Origin of the sequence: Streptomyces sp. NRRL S-378, assembly GCF_000720645.1 — a bacterium.
In the GTDB taxonomy this organism is placed as follows: domain Bacteria; phylum Actinomycetota; class Actinomycetes; order Streptomycetales; family Streptomycetaceae; genus Streptomyces.
The window spans coordinates 185,477-199,820 of record NZ_JOBX01000002.1 but is presented as its reverse complement, the minus strand read 5'-3'; the positions used below and the strand labels follow the sequence as shown (position 1 = coordinate 199,820).

15 protein-coding genes are annotated in these 14,344 nt (G+C 72.5%); 8 read left to right on the top strand and 7 right to left on the bottom strand.

Annotated features, from left to right (window positions below; genetic code table 11):
• The first annotated feature begins 8 nt into the window (after window positions 1–8).
• Complete coding sequence (locus IH80_RS0102725) at window positions 9–1,127, top strand: nucleotide disphospho-sugar-binding domain-containing protein (RefSeq protein ID WP_030957341.1); 1,119 nt, start codon at window positions 9–11, stop codon at window positions 1,125–1,127.
• A gap of 39 nt (window positions 1,128–1,166) precedes the next feature.
• Here the strand turns inward: IH80_RS0102725 and IH80_RS0102720 are convergent, their stop codons facing one another.
• The 4 genes from IH80_RS0102720 to IH80_RS0102705 form a co-directional block, all read right to left on the bottom strand.
• On the bottom strand, window positions 1,167–2,801 hold the full coding sequence (locus IH80_RS0102720) for an FAD-binding oxidoreductase (protein WP_030957340.1): 1,635 nt from the start codon (window positions 2,799–2,801) through the stop codon (window positions 1,167–1,169).
• Window positions 2,798–4,162 (bottom strand): activator-dependent family glycosyltransferase, encoded by a 1,365-nt coding sequence (locus IH80_RS0102715; protein ID WP_030957338.1) that lies wholly within the window; start codon window positions 4,160–4,162, stop codon window positions 2,798–2,800. Before IH80_RS0102715 ends, IH80_RS0102720 begins: the two co-directional genes overlap by 4 nt.
• Before the next feature lie 51 nt (window positions 4,163–4,213).
• The gene (locus IH80_RS0102710) at window positions 4,214–5,431 is read right to left on the bottom strand and encodes a class I SAM-dependent methyltransferase (RefSeq protein ID WP_030957336.1); all 1,218 of its coding nucleotides are present in this window, start codon (window positions 5,429–5,431) and stop codon (window positions 4,214–4,216) included.
• 113 nt (window positions 5,432–5,544) lie between these two features.
• Window positions 5,545–6,753 carry an aromatic ring-hydroxylating oxygenase subunit alpha gene (locus IH80_RS0102705; RefSeq protein WP_078906285.1) on the bottom strand — a complete coding sequence of 403 codons (1,209 nt, stop codon included), beginning with the start codon at window positions 6,751–6,753 and terminating at the stop codon, window positions 5,545–5,547.
• Between the two features lie 231 nt (window positions 6,754–6,984).
• Here IH80_RS0102705 and IH80_RS0102700 point away from each other — a divergent pair, with 231 nt between their 5' ends.
• Window positions 6,985–7,704, top strand: coding sequence for a class I SAM-dependent DNA methyltransferase (locus tag IH80_RS0102700; RefSeq protein WP_030957332.1), 720 nt, complete (start codon window positions 6,985–6,987; stop codon window positions 7,702–7,704).
• A 37-nt stretch (window positions 7,705–7,741) separates the two neighbouring features.
• Here the strand turns inward: IH80_RS0102700 and IH80_RS0102695 are convergent, their stop codons facing one another.
• From IH80_RS0102695 to IH80_RS0102685, 3 genes are all read right to left on the bottom strand, one after another.
• Window positions 7,742–7,999 carry a phosphopantetheine-binding protein gene (locus IH80_RS0102695; protein ID WP_030957330.1) on the bottom strand — a complete coding sequence of 86 codons (258 nt, stop codon included), beginning with the start codon at window positions 7,997–7,999 and terminating at the stop codon, window positions 7,742–7,744.
• An 81-nt stretch (window positions 8,000–8,080) separates the two neighbouring features.
• Window positions 8,081–9,019 carry an NAD-dependent epimerase/dehydratase family protein gene (locus IH80_RS0102690; protein WP_199819199.1) on the bottom strand — a complete coding sequence of 313 codons (939 nt, stop codon included), beginning with the start codon at window positions 9,017–9,019 and terminating at the stop codon, window positions 8,081–8,083.
• Window positions 9,020–9,077: 58 nt separating this feature from the next.
• Complete coding sequence (locus IH80_RS0102685; RefSeq protein ID WP_234432093.1) at window positions 9,078–9,446, bottom strand: nuclear transport factor 2 family protein; 369 nt, start codon at window positions 9,444–9,446, stop codon at window positions 9,078–9,080.
• On the opposite strand from IH80_RS0102685, the gene IH80_RS45245 reads away from it, so the two are divergent.
• The 6 genes from IH80_RS45245 to IH80_RS0102660 all read left to right on the top strand — a co-directional run bounded on the left by IH80_RS45245 (window position 9,447) and on the right by IH80_RS0102660 (window position 14,330).
• On the top strand, window positions 9,447–9,695 hold the full coding sequence (locus IH80_RS45245) for a hypothetical protein (protein WP_199819204.1): 249 nt from the start codon (window positions 9,447–9,449) through the stop codon (window positions 9,693–9,695).
• A 9-nt stretch (window positions 9,696–9,704) separates the two neighbouring features.
• Entirely contained in the window at window positions 9,705–10,484 is a 780-nt protein-coding gene (locus IH80_RS0102680; protein ID WP_030957326.1) for a cyclase family protein, read from the top strand.
• Window positions 10,485–10,540: 56 nt separating this feature from the next.
• Window positions 10,541–11,251, top strand: coding sequence for a class I SAM-dependent methyltransferase (locus IH80_RS0102675; RefSeq protein ID WP_030957324.1), 711 nt, complete (start codon window positions 10,541–10,543; stop codon window positions 11,249–11,251).
• A gap of 48 nt (window positions 11,252–11,299) precedes the next feature.
• Window positions 11,300–12,409 carry a DegT/DnrJ/EryC1/StrS family aminotransferase gene (locus IH80_RS0102670; protein WP_030957322.1) on the top strand — a complete coding sequence of 370 codons (1,110 nt, stop codon included), beginning with the start codon at window positions 11,300–11,302 and terminating at the stop codon, window positions 12,407–12,409.
• Window positions 12,410–12,456: 47 nt separating this feature from the next.
• Window positions 12,457–13,419 (top strand): Gfo/Idh/MocA family protein, encoded by a 963-nt coding sequence (locus IH80_RS0102665; RefSeq protein ID WP_030957320.1) that lies wholly within the window; start codon window positions 12,457–12,459, stop codon window positions 13,417–13,419.
• A 161-nt stretch (window positions 13,420–13,580) separates the two neighbouring features.
• On the top strand, window positions 13,581–14,330 hold the full coding sequence (locus IH80_RS0102660; RefSeq protein ID WP_158943259.1) for a hypothetical protein: 750 nt from the start codon (window positions 13,581–13,583) through the stop codon (window positions 14,328–14,330).
• Window positions 14,331–14,344 lie beyond the last annotated feature (14 nt).

Sequence of the window (14,344 nt, the reverse complement as noted above, 5' to 3'; positions counted from 1 at the left end):
GAGTCCCCATGCGCGTACTGTTCGTCAACTCCCCAGGGCTGGGGCACATCTTCCCGTCCGTGCCCCTGGCGCACGCGCTGACCGCAGCAGGTCACGAGGTGCTGTTCGCCCAGGGCGGTGACGTCGGCGCGGTGGCCGCGGCGGGCGTCGACGTCGTCGATGTGACCCCCGGGCTCGACTACGCGACGGTGTTCCGGCCCGAGGAGATCGACTTCAGTGTCGACGGCGGGGACGAGTTCGTCGCCGCGCTGTTCGCCCGGGTCTCGGGCGTCACCGTCGACCGGCTGATGGAGGTCGCCCGCTGTTGGTCCCCGGACGTGATCGTCCACTCTCCGTTGCAGGGCGCCGGCCCGCTGGTGGCCGGCGCGATCGGCGTGCCCGCCGTGTCGGTGGTCACCGGTCCGGCCGACAGCGCACCGGGCATCGCCGGACTGATGCGCGATCACATGAAGGAGCACTACGTGCGGCACGATGCCGCACCGGTGCCGGCGCCCGGCTTCCGGCTCAACTCGATGCCGTCGAGCCTGCTGGAGCTGCTCCCGGAGCGGGTGCGGGCGGACGACGACGTGCCGATGCGCTACGTGCCCTTCAACGGCAACGGCGAGCTGCCCGGCTGGCTGCTGGAGCCGCCGCGCCGGCCCAGGATCGCGGTGACGCTCGGGTCGATCGCCGGGCTGTGGGGCGGCCTGGCCGTGCTGGCGCCGCTCGTCGCAGCGGCGGGCGGCACGGACGCGGAGTTCGTCGTCACCCTCGGCGGCGGCGATCCGTCGCTGCTGGGCGAACTTCCGCCGAACGTGAAGACGGTGGACTGGCTCGCCCTGGGGCCGCTGCTGAAGACCTGTCACGGGCTGATCCATCACGGTGGGTCGGGTACGTCGGCGGTGGCGATGGCCCTGGGCGTGCCCCAGTGCGTGATGCCGCTCAGCCCGGACCAGAAGGACAACGAGCGGGCGGTCGTCGAGCGGGGCATCGCGATCGGCGCGGCGGCGGGAACCGTCGGCGCGGCGGAGTTCCGGGCCCTGCTGGAGGACGAGGGGATGCGGGCTGCCGCGGCCGAGGTGCGCGACGAGGTGAGGGCGATGCCGTCCCCCGCCGCGCTCGTCGGGCGCCTGGAGTCCCTGGTGTGAGGGGCCGCGGGCGCGCGGGCCGCGGGCGCCGTCGGCGCGTCAGCGGCCCGGCGGCCGGACGGACAGTGCGTGGCGGAAGACGTCCGCCGGGTCCCAGCGGGCCTTGACCTGCTGGAGTCTGGGGTAGTTGTCCCGGTAGTAGAAGGTGTGCCAGGGCACCCCGGAGGTGTTCCACCGGGGGTCGGCGAGGTCGACGTCCGGGTAGTTGACGTAGGCCCCGCCGTTGGCTGCGTCGGGGACGGGGACGCCCCCCGTGTCGGCGTACACGTCCCGGTACAGCCCGCGCACCCAGGCAAGCTGCTCGTCGCCGGAGATCCCGGGCCACCACGAGGTCTCGTAGGAGGCGCTGAACAGGCTGTCCCGGTGCGGGATCGCCGTCGCGGCCGCCGGTACCGTGTTGATCCTGCCGCCGAGGGTGGAGAGGTAGACGGCCGAGCCCTGGTGCTCACCGCCCGAGCTGGTCAGGTAGCGGTGGAGGGTGCGGATCTGGGTCTCCGTCCAGGCCTTGCGCAGGAGCGCGGCCTTGGACTTGAAGGGGTACCTGCCGCCGGCGTAGGGGTCGGCGGTCAGGGTGGACTTCATCCACAGCGCGGTCGCCTGTTCGGCCTCGTGCCGTACCCCGGTGCCGGCGGTGACCGCCGCGACGTACTCGTCGAGGAGCTTCGCACCGTGCGGCAGGGCCCCGTCCACGTTGGCCACGAGGGTGAACCGTCCGGCGGCCCGGTGGTTCAGGATCAGCCAGGCGCTGAGGGGGGCGTAGCGGGAGCCGGCGCCGGACTCCTTCTCGTGCCAGGCGCCGTGGTTGCGCAGGATCCGCACGAAGGCCGCCTCGGTCATGTCCTCCCACGACCAGCCGATGGTGACGGAGCGGATGTTCGCCGGGGGCCGGGGCAGCAGGGTCGTGGGGTCGTTGCCGTGCGTGCCGGGCGAGCGCATCAGATAGCGGGTGACGACGCCGAAGTTCCCGCCTCCGCCGCCGGTGTGGGCCCACCACAGGTCGTGGTGGGGGTCGGCCGGGTCGCGGGTGGCGGTGACCAGGCGGGCCCGGCCGGGGCGGTCGGCGACGACGACCTCGACGCCGTACAGGTGGTCGGCGACGAAGCCGTGGTGGCGCGACAGTCCCCCGTAGCCGCCGCCGGCGATGTGCCCGCCGGCGCCGACGCTGGGGCAGGCGCCCGCCGGGACGGTCACGCCCCAGCCGAGGTAGAGGGTGCGGTACACCTCGCCGAGGGTCGCGCCGGACTCGATGGCGAAGGCGTTGTGCCGGGGGTCGTAGTGGACGGACTTCATCTCGGAGACGTCGACGACGACCTGGACGGCCGGGTCGTCGACGAAGCCCTCGAAGCAGTGCCCGCCGCTGCGGACGGCGATCCGCCGGCCGGTCCGCAGGGCGTCGTCCACCGCGGCGACCACCTGGTCCGCGCGGTGGACCAGGCGTACGGACTCCGGCCGTCCGGAGAAGCGCCCGTTGTAGCCGCGGGCGATCAGCTCCTCGTAGCGGGGGTCGCCCGGCCGTATGTCCTTGGCCGGCGGCGCCGGGAAGCAGCCGGCGGCCGCGGTGTCCGCTGCGGTGTCCGCCGCCGCGGCCGCTCCGGTGCCGGCCGCGGCCAGCGCCGCGGCGCCGCCGGCCGCGACGCCGCCCGCGATGAATCCGCGGCGCGATAGGTCCTTCACTGCCACTCTCCCTGTCGTTCGTGCGCTCGTCGCCCGGCGAGCTCTTCGAGTACGGGGACGACGGCGCCGGGCGTGGGCATCTCCCTCGACTCCCCGCGCAGCCGGGCGGCCGCCCGGGCGAAGGACGGTTCCTCCAGCAGCCGCGTGATCATGCCGCGCAGCATCGCGGCGTCGGCCTTCTCGGGCTGCGCGACCCGCAGGCCGGCTCCGCGCTCCTGGAGCAGGCGTGCCTTGTGATCGGTGTCCCACACCCCGTCGGGCAGGATCAGCTGCGGCACTCCGCAGCTCAGCGCCGTGTTGAAGGTGCCCGCACCGCCGTGGTGGATCACCGCGGAGCAGCTGGGGAGCAGCGTCTCCAGCGGTACGAAGTCCACGACGCGGACGTTGTCCGGCACCGCGGTGACGGACGCGAGCTGGGCCCGGTTCAACGTGGCCACCACCTCTGCGTCGAGCCCGGCCACGGCCTCGAGGACGTCGCCGAGGGGGACCCGGTCGGCGCCGAGCAGCTCGCGATGGGAGACCCCGAGGGTGAGGCAGACGCGCCTGCGCGGCTGCGGCTCGCGCAGCCAGTCCGGGAGGACGGAGCTGCCGTTGTGGGGCGCGCACCGCATCGGGATCCGGTCCGGTGCGTCCAGGAGGCGCAGGGAGGGCGGGAGCGGGTCGATCGTGCGCTGCCCCACGACGAGGTCCTCGCCGAACTCCCCGCCGTAGCGCCGCACGGTCTCGCCGAGCCACTCCTCCATGGGGTCCTCGCGCTGCCGCGGATGCAGCCGGCCCACCGCGTCGAGGTAGGGCCGGCGCATCCGGCCGATGAGGTCCAGGCCGAACAGCAGCCGGACGTGGGCCGCGCCGACGGCCCGGGCGGCGACGGGACCGGCGAAGGTGAGCGGGTCCCAGACGACCAGGTCGGGCCGCCACCAGCGGGCGTGGCGCACCAGGTCGTCGATCATCGCGGGGGCCGAGTACTGCTGGAACACCTGGGTGGTCATGGCGGTGAAGACGCCGTGCATGTACTCGTAGGTCAGCTTCTGCGGACGGATCTCGGTCATGTCCGTCCAGTACTCGTACCGCTCGGCGACGGCCCGGTACGCGTCCGCGCCGGCGGCCTCCTCCCAGGCCCCGGGGTCCTGCGCCGTGCCGTCGCCGGACCCGTCGGGCTGTTCGTACGACTCCATCTGGGCCGCCAGGTCGAGCGCGGCTCCGGCCGTCACGGCGGTCAGGCCGGTGCGGGTGATGTCGTCGGCGAGGTCGGGCTGGCCGGCCATGTGGACCTCGTGGCCGGCCGCCCGCAGTGCCCAGGCCAGCGAGACCTGTGCGAACAGATGGGACTTCGCTGTGTGTGTGGTGAACAGGACCCGCATCGGGCACCCTTCCTCGTCCGGCGTGGTTCGCGTGTTCCGGCGCGGGCGCGCTCAGAGAACGCGGACGTCCGGCACGTAGCGGATCCACTGGCCGCCCGCGTCCCGGAACCCCTGTTCCTTGGCGATGATCTCCTCGGCGTGGTTCCAGGCGAACAGCACGGCGTAGTCGGGGTAGGGGTTTTCGAAGTCGGCCCTTGAGCGCACCGGGATGTGCGAGCCCGGGGTGAGCCGTCCCTGCTTGTTCGGGGTGGTGTCGGAGATGAACGAGATGAGGTCGGGCCCGATGCCGCAGTAGTTGGCGACGGTGGCGCTCTTGGCGGTGGCCCCGTACCCGACGACGGTACGGCCCTCGTCGCGCAGCTTGCGCAGCAGTGCGACCAGTTCGTCCCGGGCCCGCTCCACGCGGGTCACGAAGCCCTGGAGGGTGGCGAGGTCGGACAGCCCGCGCAGGCGCTCCTGCCCCAGCAGTTCGGCGACCGCGGGCGAGGGGGTGCGCCGTCCGGCCCGGGCGATGGTGTAGCGGACCTCGCCGCCGTGGACGGAGAGGCGTTCCACGTCGACCAGCTCGAAACCGAACCGCTCGACCATGGCGCTCACGGAGGAGACGGAGAAGAAGTAGTAGTGCTCGTCGTAGATCTGGTCGAAGGAGGCGAGGTCGACGATGTCGGCGAGGTAGGGGTCCTCGAAGACGAACACGCCGTCCGGCGCGAGCAGTTCGTCCACGCCTCGGAAGATCGAGTCCAGGTAGGGGATGTGGCAGATGGTGTTGGCCGCGAAGATGACCTGGGCGTGTCCCTCCTCCTTGCGGATGTCGGCGGCCGTCGACTCCTGGAAGAACTCGGTGGCGACGCGGATGCCCTGGCGCCGGGCGATGTCGGCCACGCTCTGCGAGGGCTCGACGCCCAGGTGACGGACTCCGGCTTCGGCGAGGGCGCGGAGCATGACCCCGTCGTTGCAGCCCAGTTCGACGAGGAAGGCGTCCTTCCCGGTGAGTTCGGTCTCCAGGAAGTGCCGGGCGGTCTCCTCGAAGTGCCTGCGCATGACGGAGGACCCGGAGGACAGGTACGGGTAGTGGCTGTTGAACATCAGGTGGCGCGGCACTTCCTCGGTGAGCTGGACCATGGTGCAGTCCCCGCAGACGCCGACGGCCAGCCGGAAGAAGAACTCGTCGCCGAGGTATTCGGGCTCCAGGAGCCCGCTGGAGAGCGGTTGCTGTCCGAAGTCGATGAACTCGTGCAGCCGACCGCCGCAGATCCGACAACTGAGCACGATGGGTGTCCTCTTCCTTGAGTGGCTTGCTTGGGTGCGGATGAACGCCGTGGCGGCCGTCGCGGTGGCGACCGGCGCGGTGTGCGCGGGCGGACGTGCCGGTCCGCGGGGGGCTACAGGCCTCCGGGCCAGTCGTCGTCGGAGCGCAGCAGGGCCCGGGCCAGGTTCTGGTAGAAGGCCACGACACCCGGTTCCTTGGGGCTCAGGTGGCCGCGGGCGGCGAAGCGGGACCCCACCGCGCGCTGGACGGCCTCCAGGCCGATGCGGTCCTCGCTGTTGATCATTCCGGCGTACGTCTCGGCCTGCCGGCGCATCTCGTCGAGGTCGGCGCCCTCCAGTGCGGCGCGCGGTACGAGGATGCCGCCGCGGACCAGCGTCCGGTCGATCGTCCGCGGGATGAGGCTGAGCCAGATGACCATCTCGCCCGCCGCGGCCATGCTCGCCGCGGGGAAGACGAAGATGCCGTACAGGTGGGCCTTCTCCGCGTCGGTCAGCGGCAGGGCGTAGGTCTCCTGCGGCTCGGTGAACGGCACGAGCAGGCGCAGCGCCCACGGGGAGTCGACCCGTACGTCGGTGTCGGACCCGCCGGGCGTCGACTGCTGGAGGGTCTCCCGGTGGAAGCCCAGGACGTGGTAGTTCTCGTGGGCGTTCTCGACGGCGACCTTCCAGTTGCAGGCCCACTCCTCGCTCCAGGAGCCGAGCTGCGCCATCTCGTCGAGCCGGTAGTTGGTCAGGTCGCCCGAGACGCGCTTCAGTTCGGGGGCGAGGGGGGCCGCGGACGCGTCGAGGTTCACGTACACCAAGCCGTGCCACTCCTCGACGGCGAAGGCGGGCAGTCGGCAGTTCTTCGGGTCGAAGTCCGGGTTCCCCCGCATGTGAGTGGCGCCGATGAGCCGGCCGTCGAGTCCGTACCGCCAGAGGTGGTACGGACAGGTGAAGGAGTCGGCCCGGCCGGCGGCGCCGGGCTCGACGAGCGGCATCATCCGGTGCCGGCAGATCGGTGACATTCCGTGGAGGGCGCCGTCCGCGTCGCGGGTGACCACGATCTGCTCGCCCGCGATGTCGACCGAGACGTAGCTGTTCGGCTCGGCGAGTTCGTCGCGGTGCGCGACGAGCACCCACGAACGTCCGAAGACGCGGGTGCGTTCGAGCTCGTACAGCTCGGGGGAGGTGAAGGCGCGCGGCGGGAGACTGAGCTGGGGTGCCTGGTCCAGGTAGCCGCGCAGTACCTCCAGCAGCCCGGCGACCTCGTCCTGTGCCGACGGGGACCCGGCGCCGGGGCGTTCGCCGGCGGGCCGGTCTGTGCTCGTGCCTGTGCTCACGGTGGGACTCCAACCTGTGCCGCGGGTCCGTGGTGCCCCGACCCTGACAGGGCTGGTTCGAACCCTGCTCGACAGCGGGTTCCGGGGCCACGCGCGCCCCCGGGGTCCCGTGCGTCAAGCCGGTCTCCGGCGTTCTTCTAGCGGCCCGCCCGACCATCGGTCCGCCGGACCCCTGTCCCCACCCCCGCGCCTGTCGGGTTCGCCGCCGGGTGCCTGTCGAACGAGGTCGCCGTGTACGGAGCCGAACTGGCCGAGATCTACGAACTCATCCACCGCAGCCGCGGCAAGGACTACCGGGAGGAGGCCGCCGAGGTGGAGCGGCAGGTGCGGGCGCGCAGGCCGGACGCCGCCTCCCTGCTGGACGTGGCCTGCGGCACCGGGGCCCACCTGCGCTGCTTCGACGAGCTGTTCGACGAGGTGGCCGGGCTGGAGCTGTCCGAGCCGATGGCCCGTCTCGCGCGGACGGCGCTGCCGCAGGTGCCCGTACACATCGGCGACATGCGGGACTTCGAGCTCGGCCGCACCTACGACGTCATCACGTGCATGTTCGGCTCGATCGGCTACCTGCTGACGCAGGAGGCCCTGGTCGACGCGCTGCGCCGGTTCGCGCGGCACCTGACGCCCGGCGGGGTGGTGGCCGTCGACCCGTGGTGGTTCCCGGAGACGTACCTGGACGGGCACGTCGCCGGCGCCACGGCGACCGTCGGGGAGCGGACGGTGTCCCGGGTCTCCCACTCGGTGCGGGAGGGGGCCGCTTCCCGGATGGACGTGCACTATCTCGTCGCCGACGGCGCTTCGGGCGTACGGCACTTCCGCGAGACGCACCTGATCGGCCTGTTCGCTCAGGAGCGGTACGAGGCGGCGTTCGAGGCCGCCGGTTTCCGCGTCGACTACGTCCCCGTGGCGCCCGCCGGACGGGGTCTCTTCGTCGGCGTCCCGTCCGCCGGCTGATCCGGCGGACGGGACGGGCGGGGGTCCGGGGCGGGGGTCAGGGCTGCCGGACCAGCTGCTCGTTGGCCTGGTCGAGGAACTGGTTCAGCGTCTTGATCCGGGTCTCCGCGTCGGGCATGCCGATGGAGTACCTCCGCTCGACCTGGCTGATCGCCTCCAGCAGGGCGAGCGAGTCGTAGCCGAGGACGCTCAGCTCGACGTCACCGACGTCGTCACCGTCCAGACCGGCGCCGTCCGGCTCGCCCGCGCACTCCCGGAAGATCTCGACCAGTACCGGCAGGGTCAGTTCACTCATCACACGTACCTCTCTCCGCTCTCGTGGGGACTCATGGGGAAGGGGCGCTCGCCGACGAGCGCCGGGGACGGCGGCCGGGGCTCAGCCCGCCGCCTTCCACATGTCGTGCAGGGAGGCGCGCAGCCCGATGGCAGGGCGCCAGCCCAGCACCCGCTCCGCGCGCCGGACGTCGGCCTTGGTCCAGCCGCCGCCCTTGCTCTCGACGGACCCGCCGGTCTCCTCGACCGTCCCGGGCGGGAATCCGGCCGCCTCGACCAGGGTCGTGACCAGTTCGCGCATCGTGGGCGCCTCACCGCGCCCGATGTTGAACACGTTGCCGGACGCCGCCCCGTCCGCGGCCAGCAGGACCGCCGAGGCCACGTCGCGCACGTCGACGTAGTCGCGGGCCGCGTCGGCGATCACCAGTTCCAGCCGCTCCCCCGGCGCCAGTGCGCGCAGGCGGTTGAGGACGGTGCCCAGGAAGCTCGCCTCCGACGGGTGCGGGCCGCACACGTTGACCGGGCGCAGCACCACCCCGTCGACGTCCCCGGCCCGGGCCGCCGCCAGTACGGCCCGGGACCCGGCCAGTTTCGTCCGGGCGTACGGGGTGCTCGGTTCCGGGGTCACCGACTCGTCGATGCCGTCGGGGTCCGGCGGCACGAATCCGTACTCGTGGATGCTGCCGACGTGGACGACGCGGGGGCGGCCGGGCAGCATGGCGACGCCGGCGAGCAGCCGCTCCACCAGCCGCACGTGGGCGTGGTGCATCGCCTCCTCGGTCACCACCCATCCGCCCGTGGCATTGACCACGACCTCCACGTGGTGCTCGGCGAGGAGTGCGGCGATGTCCCGGGGATCCGCCGCCGCAACGTCCAGCGGGACGAAGGGGTGCGCGGCGGCGTGCGGGGCCGGGTGCCGGGCCACGCCGAGGACCTCGTGGCCCGCGCGGGCGAACGCCGCGGTCACCTGTCGTCCGATGGTGCCGGTCGCGCCCAGCACGGCGACCGCACCGGGCCTTGTCACGTCACGCGGGGTCGCCACCGCGCCCTCCTTTCGGCGTCGTCTCCCGTGGTCACGGCGGTTCCCGGCGGGGCCGCGGTCACGGGTGCCGGTCGTCACGGCTGACGCGGCGTTCGCGTACCTTCAGTTCGCCCTCCACCCGGACGAGCACGTCCTCGCACACGCACATCAGGTGCAGCCGGGGGCTGCCGCCCCGCGGCGTCGCGATGATCTGCGCGTACGAACGCACGCTCAGGGTGCCGTCCTCCCGCGGCCTGACCGACACCATGCCGAGCAGGTGCCGGTGCACCTCGCCGGCCTCGGCCAGCGCCGCGGCGGCCTTGTCGACCCCCGCGGCCAGGGCGGCCCGGCCGACGACCGGTTCGGGCAGGGAGGGCGGCGCGAACGAACCGTCCTCGGTGAAGGTCTGCGCCCAGCCCGCGCCGTCACCGGCGTCCAGCAGGTGCATGTGATCGGCGTAGAACTGCTGCACTTCGGCATAGAGGGCATCGAACGACGACGAGGTTCCCGTCCGCATTGCCACCGCGTCCTCCTCACGCTGGTCCCGTTCGGGGCGAACGGGCGCACCCGCGAACGATTCCCGACGCCCTTCGACTTCGGCTCGAACGTGACGCGCGGGAGCCGAGTGAGGCTTGAGCGCTTCTCCGTCGGCGCCGAGCACGATCTGCTCGTCGGTACGAGCGGTTTCGGTGCGTAGGAGGTCCGTGTGCGGTTGATCGACCTGTCGTCGGCGGTGGATGCCGCGGCCTACGAGCCGGATCCGGTGGTGCACGAGGTCTTGACGCCCCGTCAGGGGGCGGAGCACATGAGCGCGGAGATGCGGACGCACTTCGGGCTGGAGTTCTCCCCGGACGAGCTGCCCGACGGGGAGTTCCTCTCCCTCGACCGGATCACGCTGACCTCGCACACCGGCACGCACGTCGACGCCCCGTCGCACTACGGCTCCCGGGCCGGCTACGGCGACGGCGTGCCGCGGCACATCGACCGGATGCCGCTGGAGTGGTTCTGCAGGCCGGGGATCGTGCTCGACCTCACCGACGCGCCGACCGGTGCCGTCGGGGCCGGCCGGCTGGAGAAGGAGTTCGGGCGGATCGGCCGCACCCCGGCGCCGATGGACATCGTCCTGCTGCGCACCGGGGCCTCGGAACGGGCGGGCACCCCGGAGTACTTCACCGAGTTCGCCGGGCTGGACGGCCCGGCCGTGAACCTGCTGCTGGACCTGGGGGTGCGGGTGATCGGGACGGACGCGTTCAGCCTGGACGCCCCGTTCACCGACATCATCGAGCGCTACCGGAGCACGGGGGACCGTTCGGTGCTGTGGCCGGCGCACTTCGCCGGCCGCGACCGGGAGTACTGCCAGATCGAGCGTCTGGCGAACCTCGACGCCCTGCCCGCGCCGTACGGGTTCACCGTCGTCTGCTTCCCCGTGAAGATCGCGGGCGCGGGCGCGGGCTGGACCAGGGCGGTCGCCATGGTCGACGACTGACCGGCCCCTGCGACGGGCCCGACACCGACACCCCCACCGACCCCGACAGGAGAGAGATGTACGGACAGGAGCTGGCGGAGGTCTACGAGATCTTCTACCGCAGCCGGGGAAAGGACTGGCCCGCGGAGGCCGCCCACGTCACGGACCTGATACGGGCGCGGTGCCCGGGCGCGGACTCCCTGCTCGACGTGGCCTGCGGCACCGGGGCCCATCTGGAGACCTTCGGAACGCTGTTCAAGCACACCGAAGGTCTGGAGATCGCCGCGCCCATGCGGGAGCTGGCCCACCGGCGGCTGCCCGCGGTGACCGTCCACCCCGGTGACATGCGCGCATTCGGCCTCGGCCGCACCTTCGACGCGGTCGTGTGCATGTTCTGCGCCATCGGCTATCTGGGCACCGTCGCCGACATGCGGGACGCGGTGCGCGCGATGGCCCGGCACGTACGCCCCGGCGGGGTACTCGTCATCGAGCCGTGGTGGTTCCCCGAGGACCACGTCGAGGGGTACGTCGCGGGGGACCTCGGCCGGGAGAACGGCCGTACCGTGGCGCGGATCTCGCACTCGACCCTGCAGGGCCGCGCGACCCGGATGGAGGTGCGGTTCCTGGTCGGCGACAGCTCCGGCATCCGGGAGTTCACCGAGGTCGACGTCCTCACCCTGTTCACCAAGGACGAGTACCTCGCGGCGTTCGCCGACGCGGGGTGCACCGTCGAGTACCTCCCCGGCGACCCGACCGGCCGCGGTCTGTTCGTCGGTGTACGGCAGTAGGACCCAGACAGACACGTGCCGGAGACGAGCGGAGACAGTGACTCAGCCATGACCACTTACGTATGGGACTACCTGCGCGAGTACGAGAACGAGCGGGAGGACATCCACGACGCCGTCGAGACCGTACTGCGGTCGGGACAGCTCGTGCTCGGCGCCAGCGGGCGCGGCTTCGAGGAGGAGTTCGCCGCCTACCACGGGGTCGGGCACGCCGTGGGCGTCGACAACGGCACCAACGCGATCAAGCTGGGTCTCCAGGCGATCGGGGTGGGCCCCGGCGACGAGGTGATCACGGTCTCGAACACCGCCGCGCCCACCGTGGTGGCGATCGACTCCGTGGGCGCCACGCCCGTCTTCGTCGACGTCCACCCCGACACCTACCTGATGGACGTCGAGCAGGTGTCCGCGGCCGTCACCGAACGCACCAAGTGCCTGCTCCCGGTCCACCTGTACGGCCAGTGCGTGGACATGACGGCGCTCCGGGCCGTGGCGGACGAGCACGGCCTGCTGGTCTTCGAGGACTGCGCGCAGGCGCACGGCGCCCGCCGGGGCGGCCGCCTCGCCGGTACCTGGGGAGCCGCGGCAGGATTCTCGTTCTACCCCACGAAGGTCCTCGGGGCCTACGGCGACGGCGGCGCCGTCATCACCTCGGACCCCGGCGTGGACGCGGCCCTGCGGCGGCTGCGGTACTACGGCATGGAGGAGCGCTACTACGTCGTTCAGACGCCGGGGCACAACAGCCGCCTGGACGAGCTGCACGCGGAGATCCTGCGCCGCAAGCTGCGCAGGCTCGACGACTACGTGGAGGGCCGGCGGGCGGTGGCCCGGCGGTACGCCGAGGGCCTCGCCGGCACCGGTCTGGTCCTGCCGCGTACGGCACCGGGCAACGACCACGTGTACTACGTCTACGTGGTCCGACACCCGCGGCGCGACGCGATCATCGAGGCGCTGAAGGGCTACGACATCCAGCTGAACATCAGCTATCCGTGGCCGGTCCACACCATGACGGGCTTCGCCCACCTCGGATACGCCAAGGGCTCCCTGCCCGTCACCGAGTCGGCGGCCGAGGAGATCTTCTCGCTGCCCATGTACCCCTCGCTGGACCCGGCGGTGCAGGACAAGGTGATCGGCGCACTCCACGACGTGCTGGCCACGCTGTGAGTCCTGTCCCCACCGGACGGGACGGGGCCGGCGGCCGCCGGGTCCGCATGGGCGTGCTCGGCTGCGCGGACATCGCGCTGCGCCGGATGCTCCCGGCCATCGCGGCGGCCGACTCGGCCGAGCTCGTCGCGGTGGCCAGCCGGGACGCCGCGAAGGCGGAGCGGGCGGCGGCCCGGTTCGGGTGCGCCGGGGTCAAGGGCTACCGGACGCTGCTGGAGCGGGAGGACATCGACGCGGTGTACGTCCCGCTGCCGCCCGCGCTGCACTTCGAGCAGGTGGCCGAGGCGCTGCGGGCCGGGAAGCACGTGCTGTGCGAGAAGCCGCTGTGCACGACCCACGCGGAGGCCGCCGAGCTGATGGAGCTCGCCCGGCGGCACCGCCGGATCCTCGCCGAGAACTTCATGTTCCTGCACCACTCCCAGCACGCCGGGGTCCGCTCGCTCGTCGCGTCGGGTGCCATCGGCGGGCTGGAGGTGCTCTCCGGTTCGTTCGGGGTGCCGCCGCTGGATCCCGCGGGGTTCCGGTACGCGCCCGCGCTCGGCGGCGGCGCGCTGCTGGACGTCGGCGTCTATCCGCTGCGCACGGCGCAGATGTACCTGTCGGGCGAGCCGGAGGTGCTGGCGGCCACCCTGCGGGTGGACGAAGCGACCGGGGTGGACGTCGCGGGCACGGCGCTGCTGTGCGCCCCGGACGGCGTTGCGGCGCAGCTGGAGTTCGGTTTCCGGCACTCCTACCGGTCGCGCTACGCGCTGTGGGGTGGCACGGGACGGATCTCGGTGGAACGGGCGTACACCCCGCCGGAGGTGCTCAAGCCCGTGGTCCGGCTCCAGCAGCAGGACCGGCTCACCGAGCTGGCGATGCCCGCCGACGACCAGGTGCGCAACGCGCTGGCCGCCTTCACCGCGGCCGTCCTGTCCGGCAGGGACGGTCCGGTCGGCGAGGCGGAGTCCCTCCTGCAGGCCAGGCTGGTGGAAGACGTCCGGAAGGTCGCAAGGATCGTCAGCGGCTGAGCAGGTGGAAGGGCTCGGGGAGGCCGGGAGGGGCGGGCGCCGGCGCCGCCCGGGCTGCGGCGGCCGCGGCGCGGACCTACGCTGATCCGGTGACCGGCTGCGCCGGAGGGCAGGGTGCCACCTGTCGCCGTCCGGCGGCGGCCCGAGGGAGGTGACGCCCGATGTCCGCACCCCGGGCAGCAGCCGCGGCCCGCCGCGTGGCTGTGGGAACCGTATGTGTGATCGTGTTCGCGGGCGCCGGCACCGGCGCCGCCCTGGCCGACGACAACGGCATGGCCGACAAGAGCGCGCAGGCCATCGCCGAAGCCTCCCGCAAGGCGATGTCCGAGGTGACGTCCATGCGCATGGTGGCCAAGGTGACCGAGGGGCCGGGCACCACCGGCCTGGACATCCGGTTCGACGAGGCGGGCAACTGCGTCGGCACCGTCACGCCTCCCGGCGGATCCGGCAGGGCCGACGTCATCAAACGCGGCGACGACGTGTGGATGAAGCTCGACGACGCCCTGCTCCGGGCCCAGGTGCCGGGCCCTGCGGCCGAGGACGCGATCGCGCTCATCAACGGCCGTTACCTGCACGGCACCACGGACAACATGATGCTGCGCGACTTCGCCCAGTTCTGCGATCTCGACTACTTCAAGAGGGAGTTCTCCTCGAAGCCGGCGAACGAGCAGCTGGAGAAGGGCGCACGCACCACCGTCGACGGCCGTCCGGCCATCACGGTGACCGGCAAGCGCGGCGGCGACACGGGCACCTACCTGGTGTCGACGCAGGACGAGCCGTACCTCCTGCGCATCCAGGGGGCCAAGGCCTCCGGGGAGCGCGTGGAGGCCACCTTCTCCGCCTTCGACGAGCCCGTCCGCCCCCAGCCCCCCGCGCCCGCCGACTCGGTCGACCTGTCCCAGCTCCGGTAGCGCGCCACGCGAAG